Source organism: Streptomyces sp. Xyl84 (genome assembly GCF_059731885.1).
This window is the reverse complement of record NZ_AP029182.1, coordinates 18,790-34,203: the sequence shown is the minus strand read 5'-3', so window position 1 is coordinate 34,203 and position 15,414 is coordinate 18,790. Positions and strand designations below refer to the sequence as shown.

Annotated in this window: 9 protein-coding genes; 1 reads left to right on the top strand and 8 read right to left on the bottom strand. The window is 73.6% G+C overall.

The window, feature by feature from the left end; genetic code table 11:
* Nucleotide 1: 1 nt before the first annotated feature.
* Nucleotides 2-1,261 (bottom strand): MupA/Atu3671 family FMN-dependent luciferase-like monooxygenase, encoded by a 1,260-nt coding sequence (locus AC6I72_RS00150; RefSeq protein ID WP_497998467.1) that lies wholly within the window; start codon nt 1,259-1,261, stop codon nt 2-4.
* Nucleotides 1,254-5,687, bottom strand: a complete 4,434-nt coding sequence (locus AC6I72_RS00145; protein ID WP_497998465.1) for a type I polyketide synthase — start codon at nt 5,685-5,687, stop codon at nt 1,254-1,256. Before AC6I72_RS00145 ends, AC6I72_RS00150 begins: the two co-directional genes overlap by 8 nt.
* 386 nt (nt 5,688-6,073) lie before the next feature.
* Here AC6I72_RS00145 and AC6I72_RS00140 point away from each other — a divergent pair, with 386 nt between their 5' ends.
* Nucleotides 6,074-6,262 carry an MbtH family protein gene (locus AC6I72_RS00140; RefSeq protein ID WP_497998463.1) on the top strand — a complete coding sequence of 63 codons (189 nt, stop codon included), beginning with the start codon at nt 6,074-6,076 and terminating at the stop codon, nt 6,260-6,262.
* 15 nt (nt 6,263-6,277) lie between these two features.
* On the opposite strand, the gene AC6I72_RS00135 is transcribed toward AC6I72_RS00140, so the two are convergent.
* The 6 genes from AC6I72_RS00135 to AC6I72_RS00110 are packed head-to-tail and all read right to left on the bottom strand — an operon-like array spanning nt 6,278 to nt 15,357.
* On the bottom strand, nt 6,278-7,081 hold the full coding sequence (locus AC6I72_RS00135; RefSeq protein ID WP_497998461.1) for a thioesterase II family protein: 804 nt from the start codon (nt 7,079-7,081) through the stop codon (nt 6,278-6,280).
* Nucleotides 7,063-8,352, bottom strand: coding sequence for an ATP-grasp domain-containing protein (locus tag AC6I72_RS00130; protein ID WP_497998460.1), 1,290 nt, complete (start codon nt 8,350-8,352; stop codon nt 7,063-7,065). The genes AC6I72_RS00135 and AC6I72_RS00130 overlap by 19 nt, the downstream gene beginning before the upstream one ends.
* Nucleotides 8,345-10,687, bottom strand: a complete 2,343-nt coding sequence (locus tag AC6I72_RS00125) for a non-ribosomal peptide synthetase (protein WP_497998459.1) — start codon at nt 10,685-10,687, stop codon at nt 8,345-8,347. The genes AC6I72_RS00130 and AC6I72_RS00125 overlap by 8 nt, the downstream gene beginning before the upstream one ends.
* A complete protein-coding gene (locus AC6I72_RS00120; protein ID WP_497998457.1) occupies nt 10,684-11,928 on the bottom strand; it encodes an MFS transporter in 1,245 nt (414 codons plus the stop codon). The genes AC6I72_RS00125 and AC6I72_RS00120 overlap by 4 nt, the downstream gene beginning before the upstream one ends.
* A 49-nt stretch (nt 11,929-11,977) precedes the next feature.
* On the bottom strand, nt 11,978-13,768 hold the full coding sequence (locus AC6I72_RS00115; protein WP_497998456.1) for an amino acid adenylation domain-containing protein: 1,791 nt from the start codon (nt 13,766-13,768) through the stop codon (nt 11,978-11,980).
* On the bottom strand, nt 13,762-15,357 hold the full coding sequence (locus AC6I72_RS00110) for a condensation domain-containing protein (RefSeq protein WP_497998454.1): 1,596 nt from the start codon (nt 15,355-15,357) through the stop codon (nt 13,762-13,764). Before AC6I72_RS00110 ends, AC6I72_RS00115 begins: the two co-directional genes overlap by 7 nt.
* Between the last annotated feature and the right edge of the window lie 57 nt (nt 15,358-15,414).

Below are 15,414 nucleotides of genomic sequence, written 5' to 3'. Positions count from 1 at the left end.
GTCACAGCACGTCACCTCGCGGACCGGCGTAGCGGCGCTTGAGTTCGGTGAGGTGGTCGAGGCTGTCGCGCACCCGGTCGTCGTCCACGCCGAAGTCGACGAGACAGGCCACCTCGTCGACGCCGATGTCGACCAGGTCCTCGATCAGGGTCTCGCACTTGTCGGGCGTGCCCAGCAGCGCGATGGTGTCGAAGTAGCGGTCGAACATGACGTTCAGCATGGCCTCCCGTTCCGCCGCGTCCATCTGGGAGTACGTACTGCCGAAGCTCTCCTGCTGCGCCAGGAACGTGGTGAGGTAGCTGATGAGCGGGCGGCGGACCAGGTCGCGCACCTCGTCGTCGGAGGTGCCCACGAACGTGTGGACCATGGCGCCGACCTTGCCGCGCTCCGGGTCGTGGCCGCTGTCGCGCAGCGCGGCGCGGTAGGCGGCGATCTTCTCGCCGAGCTCCGGCAGTTGCTGCGCGACAAGCCCGGTGAGGACGTGCGCCCCGGCCTTCCCGGCCTGGATGAACGTCTCCACGTTCCCCGACGATGAGATCCAGACAGGAAGTTCGGGCTGGAGGGGGCGCGGCATGGAGCGCAGGTGCACCGTCTCGCCGTCGGGCCGGCGCATCGGCACGGCCTCGCCCCGCCACAGCCGCCGCACCAGCTCGATCTGGTCGAACATCTCGGCGCGGCGCTGCGTGTAGCGCTCCGGGCTCGGGTCGGGGGCGAGGACGAAGTCGTCCGGATGCCAGCCGGAGGCGCAGGAGACGGAGACCCGGCCTCCCGAGAGGTTGTCCACCACCGACCACTCCTCGGCGATGCGGATGGGGTGGTGCAGGGGCACGACCACGCTGCCGGCCCGGATCGGCAGCCGCTCGGTCACCGCGGCGATCGCCGCGGCCAGCAGCGACGGGTTCGGGTAGAGGCCGCCGAAGTCGACGAAGTGGCGCTCGGGAACCCAGATGCCGTCGTATCCGTGGGTGTCGGCGTAGCGGGCGCAGTCCAGCAGCATCCGGTACTTGCCCGGGCCCTCGACCGAGCCGTCGCTGGAGAAGAAGAACAGGCTGAAGTCCATGCGGCTGGTGGGCCGCCGGGTGCGGCGGGCGCGCGCGGGACGGGCCGTCGCGCTCCCGGCCGCCGCTTCCGGCCGGGCCGGCAGCCACGGCAGGGTGCGGCGCTTCTCCTGGAGTCTGCGCTCCAGCAGTTCGCGCTGTCGCGCGCCCAGTGACTCCACCCGTTGCCGCAGGTCGCGCTCGGTGCCGGCGATGTCAGACATGGTCCTCCCCCAACTGGTCCGCGGCTTCGTCGGCCGACAGGGCTTCCACCTCGCGCAGCAGCGCCTCGAGTTCGTCGTCGTCGAGGCTCTCGGCCTGCTGCGCGCGGATGGCCGCGGCGACGCCGGACACCGTCGCGGCCTCGAAGATGACGTTCATGGGCAGATCGCCGTGCAGCTCGCGGAGCCGGGCGACGATCTGGATGGCGAACAGCGAGTTGCCCCCGAGTTCGAAGAAGTCGTCGTCCGCGCCGAAGCCTTGGCGGCCGAGCACCTCATGCCACACCTGGGCGACGCTGCGCGCCACCTCGTCGTCGGGCCAGTCGTCGGCCGCGTCCCAGGCGGGGCGCGCGCCGGGCGCCTCCCGCAGGGCGTCGGCGACGGCGTCGACGCCGAGGGCCTCGCCGCCGGCGAGCACCTCCTGGAGGTCCACGGCCGACACGACGGCGCGCGGCAGGCCGGCGGCCAGCACGGCGCGGGCGACGGCCACGCCCTCGTCGGCGCGGATGCCGGACGCGCGCCGGTGCCGGGCGAAGGCCTCCCGCATCCGCGGTGTCCCGGCCTGCTGTTCGTGCCAGTCGTCGAACGCCCACTGCGCCCAGTCGATGGTGGTGACGGGGCGTCCGGCGGCGGCGCGGGTCTCGGCGAACGCGTCGAGGAACGTGGCCACGGCGGCGTTCTCCGCCTGGCCGATCCCGCCCACCATGCCGACCGTGGTGGACATGGTGAGGAAGAACTCGAGACCGTCCGGGAGCAGTTCGTCGAGCAGCAGCGTCGAGCGGACCCAGGCGTCGAGTACCTCGGCGCTCTGTGCGCGGGTCTTGAGCGCGATCAGCCCGGCCCCCCGCGCGGAGACCGTGTGCACGACGCCGCGGACCGTCCCGAGGTGCGCGCGGGCGGCGTCGACGGCGCGCCGGACCTCGTCGGGTCGGCGCAGGTCGGCGCTGACGAAGGCCGCCCGCCCGCTCGCGACGAGCCGGGCGAGCCGGTCCGCGGTCCCGGTCGGCAGGTCCGCCGTGGCCCAGCGGTCCGGTGGCGGGAAGTCCGGCGGACCCACCAGTACGGCGCGCGCGCCCTGCCCGACGATGTCCTCGGCGAACGACAGGCCGGGCTCGTGCACGGCTCCGCTGACGAGATAGCCACCGTCGGTCTTCCAGACCGTGGCCGCGTCGGCGGGGGCGAGCTGCAGCGGCGCGTACGCGGGCAGCCAGCGTCGCCCGCCGCGCAGGGCGACTACGTCGCCGTCGCCGTCGGCCGACAGTTCGGCGAGGAGCTGTTCGGGCAGCCCGGCCTCGCCGAGCCGGACGTCCACGCACCGGGTGCGCAGGGTCGCGTACTCCTGGCCGAGGACCCGGGCTGCGCCCAGGACGGTGGCGCGGCCGGGGCGGGTCGCGCCGCTGCCGTCCACGTCGTGCAGGTCGTCGGTGAGGACGTCGATCCGGACCGGCCTGCCGTCGCCGGCCTCGTCGAGGCGCCGCGCCACGTCCAACAGTGCGTCCAGGGCGGCCTCGCCGGCGGGGTCGTCGCCGCCGACGCCGCGGGCGTCCACGACGTGATCGGGCCGTACCCCGTCGACGCCGCTCTCCCCGGCCGGGGCGGTGACCACGGTGTGACCGGCCGCCTCAAGGAGCGGCACCAGGCTTTTGGCGAGCCCCGCCTCGTCGGGCAGGACCAGCCAGGTCTCAGGCCGGGGCTGCGCCGTCGCGGGCCGCGGAGCGCGTCGCCACACCGGCACACTCGTCCAGCGCGCGGGGTCGAGTCGGCCCTGCGCGCCGCTGTTCCCGGGCCGGGGCAGCAGGTGGTCCTCGCCCTCGAAGGGATAGCCGGGCAGGGACACCCTGCGGCCGGCGGACGCGCCGTGCCACGCTTCCCAGTCGACGGGCACGCCACGAGTCCACAGCTCGGCGACACCCTCGCGGAACGTCCTCGTCTCGTCTGCGGGCACGCCCCCGCGGCGCCGCATCAGGGCGACCGCCTCGACCGGACGGCCGGCGACGCGGTGCGCCGCGGCCAGCGAGGTCAGCGCGGCGCCCGGACCGGCCTCCACCAGCACGCCGCGGTCCAGGACCGTACTCAGTCCTTCCGAGAACCGCACCGGCCGACGGGCGTGCCGGACCCAGTACTCGGGGTCGGTGGCCTGCTCGTCCGTGATCCAGGTACCGCTGACGTTCGAGACGAACGGGATGCGCGGGGCCGCGAGCCGGACCGAGCGCAGCACCTCGCCGAACTCCGGCAGCGCGGGCTCGACGAGCGCCGTGTGGAAGGCGTGCGAGGTGGCCAGGAGCCTGGGGCGCAGCCCTTCGGCGGTGAGCAGGCGCTCGGCCCGCTCGATCTCCTCCGGGGCCCCCGCCACCACGCAGGACAGAGGGCTGTTGTCGGCGGCCACCACGCCGTCGTCGCCGAGCAGCGGCGCGACGGTGCCGGCGGGGGCGTCCACGGTGAGCATCCGGCCGGGCGGCGCCGCGTGGATGAGGCGGGCCCGTGCGGCCACCACGGTGATCGCGTCGTCGAGGGTGAACACACCGGCCAGGCACGCGGCCACCAGCTCGCCGAGGCTGTGTCCGAGCAGGGCGGCGGGCCGGATGCCCGCGGCCGTCAGGGCGCGCGCCAGAGCGTAGTCGAGACTGAACATCACCGGCTGCGTGTGGACGGTCTGCCGCAGCCGTTCGGCGGCCGCGCCGTCGTCTTCGTCGCCGGCGGCGAAGGCGACCCCGTGCAGGTCGATGCCGAGGCGGTCGGCGAACCCCGCGGCGCACGCGTCGAACGCGGCGCGGAACGCCGGTTCCGACCGGTACAACTGCGCGCCCGCGCCCGGGTACTGGCTGCCCTGTCCGGGTAGCAGGAAGACGGCGGCGGCGGTCTCGGCCCGGGTGGCCGGCCGGGACGTACGCAGCGCCCGCACCGCCTCGGCGGTGTCCTGGCCGACGACCGCGCGCCGGTGGGCGAATGCGGCCCGGCCGGACTGCAACGTGTGGGCCACGTCCGCGAGCCGGAGGCCGGGGTCGCCGGCCAGCCGGTCGGCGAGCCGTGCGCAGACCCGGTCGAGGGCGGTCGCGCTGCGGGCCGACAGCGGGAGGACGTGGCGCTCGTCCGGTTCCGGTGCGGAGTGCTCGGCCTGCTCGGGGGGCGCCTCCAGGACGACATGGACGTTCGTGCCGCCGATGCCGAAGGAGCTGACGCCGGCCCGCGGCGGGTGCGGCGCGGCCGGCCACGGTTCGCCGGTGGCGTTCACCCGGAACGGGCTGCCGTCGAGCCCGGTCGCCGGGTTGGCCGTGCGGTGGTGCAGCGTCGGCGGGACGTACCGGTGCTCGATGGCGAGGGCCGTCTTGATCAGGCCGACCACGCCCGCCGCGGTGTCCAGGTGCCCCACGTTGCCCTTCACCGAGCCCAGCAGGCAGCTGCCCGGGGCGGCCGCGGGGTGGAACACCTCGGTCAGGGCGCGCACCTCGATCGGGTCGCCCAGCGGTGTCGCCGTGCCGTGGGCCTCGACGTACTGCACGGTCGAGGGGTCCACTCCGGCCACCGCGAGCGCCTCCGCGACGACCGCGGCCTGGCCCTGGGGCGACGGCGCGGTGAAACCGGCCTTGTCGGCTCCGTCGTTGTTGACCGCGGAGCCGCGGATCACGGCGTACACGTGGTCGCCGTCGCGCACGGCGTCGTCGAACCGTTTGAGGGCGACCATTGCGACGCCGTCGCCGACGACGGTGCCCGCGGCGTCCGCGTCGAAGGGCCGGCACCGCCCGTCCGGGGACAGGATGCCGCCCTCGTCGTAGTGGTAGCCCACCGGTTCGAGCAGCCGTACGGCGGCGCCGCCGGCCAGGGCGACGTCGCACTCGCCCAGCAGCAGGCTCTGGGCGGCCAGGTGTACAGCGACCAGCGACGAGGAGCAGGCGGTCTGCACGGTGATGCCGGGCCCGCGCAGGCCCAGCTTGTACGCGACGCGCAGGGCCAGCATGTCGGGGTCGGTGCTGACGGCGGCCTGCACCGGCATCGTGCCGCGGCGGCGCTCGGGGTCGGCGTCGATGCGCTGCGAGCGGTAGCCCGTCGTGCTGCCGCCGGCGAAGACGCCGACCCGGCCGCGGACGCTCTCGGCGGTGTGGCCCGCGTCCTCCAGGGCGTGCCAGGCGGTTTCGAGGAGCAGCCGCTGTTGCGGGTCGGTGAGTTCGGCCTCGGCCGGGGTGTAGCCGAAGAAGTCGGCGTCGAAGCGGGCGGGACGGTCGAGGGCGCCCACCACCGGGACGTACGCCGGGTCGTCACGCACCTCGCGCGGGACGCCCGCGTCCTCGAGGCTGCGCGCGGACCACCGGGTGAGGCCCTCCTCGCCGGACACCAGGGCGGACCAGAAAGCGTCGAGGTCGGCCGCTCCCGGCAGGCGTCCGGCCATGCCGACGATCGCGATCCTGAGCCCGTCGTCACCGTACTCAGCCATGCAGTCCTCTTTCAGGTCTTTTTCCGGGCGCTTTGCCGAGATCGCACGGGAAGTAAAGAAGGGAATCGGCCGGGATCAGCTCGTCGCGGCAGAGCACAGGAATCACACAATCACAAAGGAATCGGGCCGAAACGGCTGCTGTTCAGAAAGCAGTCCGCAACATGATGTCCCTTGTTTACATCTGTGAGCCGTACGGTCGTCGCGTGTGAGGACACTACCCAAGACAGCGAACCCACTTCAATACCTGAACTTCATGTGTGCACGTTTCAATCGCTCAAAAGACTCACGCCTCGGAGCGGTCATGGTAATAATCAGGAGGGCGCGCCGAATCGGTTCGGCGCATGCCGTGGAAATGTCCCGCCTCCGTAATCCCGGTGAGGAAAAGAATGGCTGACGTGATCTTCCAGGTGGTCCGGAACGACGAGGAGCAGTATTCGGTCTGGCCGGCCGATCGCGACCTGCCGCCCGGCTGGGCGGCCACCGGCTTCTGGGGCCCGAAGGACGACTGCCTGGCCCATGTCGATCAGGTGTGGACCGACATGCGGCCGGCGAGCCTGCGCCGTGCGGCGACCTGAAGCGTCCGGACACGGTCAGCTCCTGACCCGGCGACAGCGGGCCCGGTCGACGAGGCCCCCGACGAGCCGGCCGACGGTGTCGAGCTCCTGGCGGTAGAAGAAGTGGCCGCCGGGCAGCACGGCCGTCTCCAGCGGGCCGTCGACGACCTCGGCCCAGGCGTCGAGTCCGGCCGCCGGGCACCGCGCGTCGTCGGCGCCGCCGATGACGACGGTCGGGGCGTGCACCGGCTCCCGCCCCGACGGGTCCTTCACTACGGCCCGGCACAGTTCGCGGGCGAAGACGAGCCCCTGCCGCACCATCGGCAGGTAGAAGGCGCGGGCCTCGGCGTCCTCCAGGATCTCGGCGGGGATGTCGCCGTCGGCGCCGAGCGCGACGGCCAGCGCGTCGTCCGTCAGGGTGCTGAGGTCCGCGATCACGGTCCGCCGGTGCGCGGGCAGCGCGCCCGACAGCAGCAGCCCGTCCACGGGCCGGCCGGCCGCCTGGAGCACGGTGGCAGCCTCGTGGGCCAGCAACGCGCCCAGGCTGTGCCCGCCGATGATCAGGGGCCGCCCGTCGAGCCGCTCCCGCACCTCCCTCAGCACGTCGGTCACCTCGGCGACCATCACGGCGGGATCGTCGATCACGGGCTCGGTGACGCGGGCGCCGTGGCCGGGATACTCGACGGCCGCCAACGCGACGTCGCCGGGCAGGAACGACGCCCAGTCGCCGTAGACGTGCGCGCTCCCGCCCGCGTGGGGCAGCAGGATCAGCTGGAGCGTCGGCAGCGACGGTGTGACAAGGGGACGCAGCCAGGGCGTGCTCACTCGTAGGTGATCCATCGCACCTCCTCCAGGGCGGCCACGGTGTCGGCGAGCTCCGTGTGCGTGGCGACCGTTCCGGAGATCGCGGCTGCGTTGGCCGCTGCCCCGATCTCCCATCCGGCGGGGCTGCCCGGGCTGGTCAGCACCGTGACCCGGTCGGCGTGCGGGACGCGACGCAGGGCCGGTACGGCGTGGATGTCACGGACCCGGGTGACGCCGACGGGCGGCACGAGCAAGTAGTGGAACGCGATCGGGCTGTCCGGCATTGGCGCGTTGCGCCCCTCGAACGGCAGGCCCAGCGCGGCCCGGACGGCCACCCGCGCCGGGACCGAGCACTCGGACCGTACGGCGAGGTCGTCGACCCAGGCGCCGAGCCGGCCGTTCACCTCGATGACCCGGGGGCCGTCGGCGGTCAGTTTGACCTCGACGTCGGCGATGCCGACCGTGACGCCGACAGCCTCGACCGCGCGGCAGGCGAGGGCCTCGACCTCGGCGACGAGCGCGGCGTCCTCGACCGGGCGGCTGCCGAAGGCCCCGCGCTCGCGAAACGGTTCCGCGAGCGTGAACTTGCTGCTGGTGAACAGCGCTTCGGCCCGGCCCTGCCGCACGGCGCAGTCGACCGCCATGTAGTCGCCCCAAGGGGCCGGTGTGGGGCGGCCGATCAGCATCTCCTCCACGATCAGGGCGCTCTCGCGCGGACCGGGCCCGGCGCCGGACAGCGCGACCGCGACGAACGCGTGGGCCTCGGCGGCGGTGTGCACGGCGCTCGTGTTGCGGCTGGAGGCTCCCCGAACGGGCTTGATGATGGCGGGCAGGCCGACCTGTTCCAGTGCGGCGTCGAGTTCGGCGGGCGCGGTGACGACGGCCGTCCGCAACACGTCGACGTCCCGTTCGGCGAGCCGCCGGCGCTGGGCGTCCTTGAGCGTGATCGCGGGGATGTCGTCCGGTGCGTGGTGCGGCAGGCCGAGCCGGGCGGCCAGCCGGGCCGTCGGCCCGAGCTGGAACTCGCTGAAGGTGACGATCCCGGCGGGACGGTGGGCGTCGATCGCGGTGAGCAGGTCGTCCTCCTCTCCCGGCCGCGCCGTCACGACCTCACCGACCATCCGCAGTGCCGGCATCATCTCCTCGATGTGCGCCGTCGTGGCCGGGTCGGCGGTGCCCATTGTGGCGGCCTCGGCGCCGGCCACGAACAGCAGCTCGACGTCGTCCTCGGCGGCGACCTCGGCGAGCCGGGTCGGCGCCAGGCTGCCGCGGTCGTAGACGACCACGAGGGTCGAACGGTCAGCCACGGCCCGCCACCTCCCCCGCCCCGGCGGTGAGGGACTGCGCTGCGCCGCTCACGTCCACCCGGCCTGTGGTCCGGGCCCGGACCATGGCGGCGGCCAGCTCCGCGACGGTCGGGAACCGGAAGATCGCCTGGATCGGAACCTCCAGCAGGAACTCGCGCTGCAACTCCCGGGTGACCTGGGTGGCGAGGAGCGAGTCGCCGCCCAGGGCGAAGAAGTCGTCGTCCACGTCGAGATCGTCGGCCCAGAGCGCCTTCTGCCAGATCCGGGCCACCGCCCGCTCGGCGGGCGTACGGGGCGCGGTGCGTCCCGCGTCGCTCTGGCCGGGCCCCTCGCTCTGGCGGGCGAGGATCTCCGCCGGGCCCGGCAGCGCGGCATCGTCCAGCTTGCCGCTGCCGGTCAGCGGCAGTCGCGGCAGGGTCAGGCACACCGTGGGGACGAGGTGGTCGGGCAGGGCGAGAGCGCACCAGTCGCGCAGCGCGGCGAGGGCGAAGGGCCGCTCGTCCGCGGTCACCAGATAGGCGACCAGCCTGGTGTCGCCCGGGCCGAAGGCGCGGGCCCGGACCACGGACGCCGTGATGTCCGGGTGGCCGTTCAGCCGGGCCTCGACCTCGCCGGGCTCGATGCGGTGCCCCCGGACCTTCACCTGGGAGTCGATGCGGCCCGTCACCCGCAGCCGCCCGTCCGGTGCCCACCAGGCCAGGTCTCCGGTCCGGTACACCGCAGACGGCTCCGGCACGGCCGGGTCCCGCCAGGTGTCGGGCACGAACCGCTCGGCCGTCAGCTCCGGCCGGTTGAGGTAGCCGCGGGCGACGTTGCGGCCGCCGATCAGCAGCTCTCCCGGCACGCCCGCGGGCACGGGGCGGTCGTGCGCGTCGACGACGTACAGCGACGTGCCGTCCACCGGCGTCCCCACGGTCACGTCGTCCGGTGCGGTGACGGTGGCGATCGTGGAGTAGATGGTCGTCTCGGTCGGGCCGTAGCCGTTGACGACGCTTCCCGCCACGGCGAGCAGACGGCCGCAGAGGTCGGGGGCGAGCGGCTCGCCCGCGGTGACGGCTTGGAGCCGGTCGCGGCGGCCGCCCGCCGCGAGGGCCTCGGCGAGTTGCCACCACGCCGACGGGGTGGCCTGGACGAGACGTACCTCGTGGTGGTCGATCAGGCGGACCAGCTCGGCGGGGTCCCGGGTCTGGTCGCGGTCGGCGATCACGACGTGGGCGCCGCTGACCAGCGGCAGGAAGATCTCCACGGTGGAGATGTCGAAGGCGGGCGACGAGCTGAACAGGACGGCGTCACCGGGTTCCACGGACAGGTGGCGGCCCGCCGCCTTCAGGAGCCGGACGACCGCGTCCTCGGTGACGGCGACGCCCTTGGGTTCGCCGGTGGAGCCCGAGGTGTAGAGCAGGTATCCCAGCCGCTGCGGGTCCTCGGGATCGGCCGGGGCCGCGGCCGGGGACCGGGATATGAGCGCCTCGCCCTCCGTCGTGCCCGGCCGGATCACCGGCCGCTCACCCTCCGGCACGCGCACGCCGTCGCCGGCCAGCACCACGCGGACGGCGGCGTCGTCGAGCAGGTAGGCGATGCGGGCCGCCGGATAGCCGGGGTCCACGGGCAGGTAGCAGCCGCCCGCCTTGAGGACGGCGAGCAGCCCGACCACGAGGTCGATCCCGGCGGGGAAGCACACGGCCACGGGGACGTCGGGGCCCACGCCGTGCGCGAGCAGCAGGTTCGCGAGCCGGTCGGACCGCTCGTCGAGTTCGGCGTAGGTCATCCGCCGGCTGCCGTGCACGAGGGCGAGACGGCCGGGTTCACGGCGCGCCCACGCGCGGACGGCCCGCTGGCGGTCGAGCGGCGCGTCTGCGGCGCCGCGCTCGGCGGCCCGGCGCCACGCGTCGGGCGGAGCGGTCCGTTCACCGGTGAACGCGCGCAGGGTGTCGAGCGGTGCCGACGGCTCCGCGTCGAGGCGGCCGGCGGTGCGCGCCAGCAGGGCCGCCAGCAGTTCCCCCTGTACGGGGTCGACGGACGACGTCCGCCAGCTCAGCGCCGCCCCGGCCGGGCCCAGCACCACGGTGAACGGGTCGAGCGGCTCGTCCTGCGCTGCGTCCGGGTCGGACAGTTGCTTCACGCAGACGGCCAGCAGATCGGCGCCGGTGGTGAGCGCATCCAGGTCGACCGTCACCACGCCGGTGCGGTCACCGACGCTCAGCGGGACGGTGACCGTGCCGGTGCGCAGGGCAGCGGCGCGGACGATCGCCCAGGCGGCCAGGACGGTCGCGTCGTCGGCGGCGCCGCCGGGCGCCGGGGGCAGAGGCACGGGGACGGTCGTCCGCGCGGTCATCGGCGAATCCTCACTGCATCCTCCTGGGCATCGTCGGCTCGGTCGATGCGGCGCGTCCTGAGCGTCAGCGCCGCGGCGGGGATCAGCAGGATCGCGCCGGTCACGATGATCGACGCGGCGGTGCCGCCCCAGTTGGCGATGGCGCCGCCGAGCAGCACACCGACGATCGTGAAATTGACCATGAGTGCGTTGAGCAGCGCGATCCCCCGCCCCCGCAGGTCCTCCGGCAGATCGCGCAGCAGGATGTTCGCGACGGGGACCTGGACCAGGCTCATGCCGAGGCCGGCCAGCGCGCACCAGGCACAGATCACGGCGAGCCCGGACTCCCCGTACCGGTCGATCGGCCACAGGACCAGCAGGGACACGGCGAAGAGGCCCACCGCCGCGGCCAGCAGTTCCGCCAGCGCGAACCGCTTGACGAGCACGGGGCCGAAGAACGCCCCGAGGATCGCGCCCGCGCCGAGCATGGCCTGGGCCAGGCCGAAGTCGAAGGCGGAGAGGTCGAAGGAGACGAGGAGCTGGGTGTTCACGTTCGTCGTGAACACACCGATCGCGATCATGACCGGCACCATCATCCACGCCACGGTCCGCAGTGTCGGGATGCTGAGGGCGCCGGTGACGCCGCTGCGCAGGGAGCTCCAGTACTGGCCGGGCGATGTGGCCGTGACCGAGGCGCCCTTGAGGACTGCGAGGTTGCCGAGGAGCAGCGCGCTGACGACGAAGGTGACGGCGTCGATGACGAACGAGAGACGGACCCCCGCCGTCGCCATCAGCACGCCGCCGATCAGCGGCCCGACCAGGTTCAGGGTCTGCACCGTGCTCTGGAACAGGCCGATCGCCGCGGGAAGGCTGTGGTTACCGACGACCTTCGGGATGGCCGCCATCCGGGCCGTCTCGAAGACGGACTTCCCGATGCCCTCCAGGAAGATCAGGGCGAGCAGCAGTCCGGCGCTGTGCACCGCGGGGATCATCGCCAGCACGATGACGACGCGGGCCAGGTCGGCGCCGACCAGCAGGACGCGCGGTGACATGCGGTCGACCAGCGGCCCGATGAAGGTGCCCAGGACTCCGGAGGGGACCAGCTGGGCGATGACCACGGCGGCGATGAACAGAGCCGGGGCATCGGTGAGAGTGGCCGCCACGTACACCACGGTGACCTTCGCGATGCCGTCTCCCAGGAAGGAGACGACCACCGCCAGCCAGTACCGGATGTAGACCTTGTCGCGCAGCAGTTCTCTCACGTTTCTGACTCCAGGGCGGTGCTCGGGAACAGGTGGGGCCAAGCAGGGGTCATGCCGGTCGTCCCTCGACCTGTTCGGCGAGCAGGCCGACGGTCGGGGCGTCGAAGAGGGTGCGCAGCGAGAGGGTGATTCCGTGCCGTTCTTGGGCGAGTGCGATGACCCGGACGGCGAGCATCGAATGGCCGCCGAGGTCGAAGAAATCGTCGTCCAGGCCGACTTCGGCCACGCCGAGCACCTCGGCCCAGACCGCGGCCAGCTGCTCCTGGAGCGGGGTGCGCGGCAGGACCAGGGGTGAGGAGAGGGCGGGGCGCTGCGACCCGGGGGCCGGCAGCGCGGCCCGGTCCACCTTGCCGTTGACCGTCAGCGGCAGCCTGTCCAGCGTGACGAACACGGCCGGCAGCATGTACTCGGGCAGGGTGCGGCCCAGATGCGCGCGCAAGGTGTCCGGTGCGATCTCGGCCGCGTCCGTGGTCACCACGTACGCGACCAGCCGGCCTTCAAAGTCGTCGGGCCGATCGAGGACCACCACCGCCTCTCGGACGGCGGGGTGGCCGCAGAGCGCGGCGTCGATCTCGCCGAGCTCGATGCGGTAGCCCCGGAGCTTCACCTGGTGGTCGAGGCGTCCCAGGTACTGCAGTTCGCCGTCGGGGCGGACCAGGCAGCCGTCGCCGGAGCGGTAGAGCCGCCCGTCGGACGGTGAGGGGCCGGACACGAACCGGGCCGCGGTGAGTTCGGGCCGTCCGGCGTATCCGCGGGCGACGCCCGCCCCGCCGACGTACAGCTCGCCGGGCGTGCCCGCGGGGACGGGCCGGCCCTGCTCGTCGAGGACGTGCGCCGTCCAGTTCGCGAGCGGGACGCCGATCGGGCTGGCCTCGGGTTCGGCGAGGTCGGCCGTGGTCATCCGGCGCCAGGTGGAGTGCACCGTCGTCTCGGTGATGCCGTACATGTTGGCCAGCGCGGGCCGCTCGTCGCCGTGCCGCAGCAGCCAGGGCCGCAGCATGGCAGGCGTGAGCGATTCCCCGGCGAAGACGACCCAGCGCAGGTCGGGCAGCGCGGCCGCGTCAGTGTCCTCCTCATGGCGTGACAGCTGGCGGAACGCCGCGGGCGTCAGGTTCAGGACGCTGACGTTCTCGTCGCGCAGCAGTGCGTGCAGGCCCGATGGCGACCGGCGGGTGTCCTCGTCGACGATGACGAGCCGGGCGCCGTGCAGCAGCGCGCCCCACATCTCCCACACCGACACGTCGAAGGCGAGGGAGGCGAACAGCGTCCACACGTCGTCGGCGGTGAAGGCGAACCGGTCGGTGGTCGCGTCCAGAAGGGCTGCGACGTTGGTGTGCTCGACCTGGACACCCTTGGGCACTCCGGTCGAGCCGCTGGTGTAGATCACGTACGCGAGGTGGTCGGGCCGTACGCCGGTGTCAGGCACCGGTGTCTCCTGTCCGGCGGTGCCGACCTCCAAGGCGGGCAGCGCGGCGAGCGGCCGCGCGGGTTCGTCGGTGACAAGCAGGCGCGCCCCGGAGTCGGCGCAGACGAAGGCGAGCCGCTCGGTGGGGTGGGCGGGGTCGAGCGGCACGTAGGCACCGCCCGCCTTGAGCACGCCCAGCATGGCGACGACCGCTTCCGGTGAGCGGTGGAAGCGCACAGCGACGGGGACGTCGGGGCCGACGCCCGCCGCGCGCAGCCGATGGGCCAGGGCGTTGGCCCGCCGGTCCAGCTCCCGGTAGGTGACGTGGCGCCCGTCGTGCGTCACGGCGACGGCGTGCGGGCGGGCCTGTGCCTGCTGCGCGAACAGGTCGTGCAGGCACGCCTTGGGCCCGGGGTTCTTCCGCGCGGTCACCATGCCGGCCTTTCGATGCCGTCGGTGCGCTCGCGGGTGCGGCGTGCGGCGGATTCGAAGCCGCTCGTCGCCGACCGGTCCACCGGGGCGTCCGGATCCCCGACGAGCGAGCGCAGCGTGTCGACGTAGGCGCGCAGCACCGCCGCGGCGGTGTCCGGTGCGTAGACGTCGGTGTCGTACTCGACCTCCAGCCGCAGCTCGGCGCCGCGGCCGATGACGTACAGGCTGAGGTCGTACTTGGCCGTTCCGGGCGGGCTGAAGAAGGCCGGTGCGGTCTCTGCCAGGTGCTCGAACGGCACGAGCGGTGGGTTCGGCTGGTAGGAGAAGAGGACGTTGACCAGCGGTGCGGCGCGGCGGCCCAGGGCGCGGGCGAGGCGGTCGAAGGGCACGTCCTGCGCGTCCAGCGCCTGCCAGGCCGCCTCGCTGACGCGTGCGACGAGGTCGGCGCCCGACGGAGATCCGTCGAGGCGGGCGACGACCGGGACGACGTTCACGAAGCAGCCGACGGTGTCCTGCCATTCGGCTCGGACGCGGCCCGACGCGGGGGTGCCGATGAGGATCTCCCGCTGCCGGCCGGCCCGGCCGAGCACGGTCACGAAGGCCGCCATCAGGACGGCGAAGGGCGTCGCCCTGACTCGTCGGGCCAGCCGTCGCACGGCGGCGACGTCGGCCGCGTAGAGGCCGCCGTGCACGGCGGCACCCTTGAAGCGTGAGGAGCGCGGGCGCGGCAGGTCCGTGGGCAGGGCGAGAGGTGGGACGTCGGCCAGGGCGGCGCTCCGTTCGAAGACGGCCCGGTCGACGGCCGCCGACATCTGTGGGGAGGCCTCGCTGCGCGCCACGTCGGAGTACTCGCACGCCGGTGGGACAGGCGCTTCGGGTACGCCCCGCACGTGTGCGGTGTAGCGCTCGCCGAGGTCGCGGACGAGGAGATTGACCGCGACCCAGTCGACGGCGATGTGGTGGAACGTGCCGAGCAGCGTGAGGCGATCGGGGCCGAGGCGCGCCATCAGCAGGCGGACGGGCGGATCTCGGTCGATGAGAAAGGGGCGCGCCGCCTGGTGCGCGGCGAGACGGTCGAGCGCGGCCGTCGGGTCGGCGGCGCGGGTCAGATCGACGACGGGGACCGGGGGTAACGCGGTCGCCGCGCCGACCCGCGCGAACGGGACGCCGGAGGCGACGGGGTAGACGGTGCGCAGGATCTCGTGCGTGGCCCACATGTCGGCGAGCGCGGCGCGCAGGGCGTTCTCGTCGAGGGGGCCGGTCAGCTCCAGCCGGGTCGGTACGTTGTAGAGCACGGAATCGCCCGCGAACTGCTGCATGAACCAGATCCGCTGTTGCGCCGCCGAGAGCGGGGCGCGGCCGGCGTCGTCGGTCGGTGGCGCGCTCGCCGGGCCCGACAGGGCGGCCTGGACGAGAGCGGAGAGTTCGGGGACGGAGCGCGCGCCGTTGACTTCTCGCGGGGTGATCCGCAGGCCGAAGAGGGCGTTGATCTCGTCCGCTATCCGGGCGCAGTCGCCGGGAACGGCGTTCCCCGACCGTCCTTGGCAGATGGCCCCGACCTCCTCCAGCAAGTAGCCGGAGACGGCAGGCATCGATCGGTCCATTGCGTATCCCCCCGTCCTGGACGGGGGAACAGTTGCACACCCACG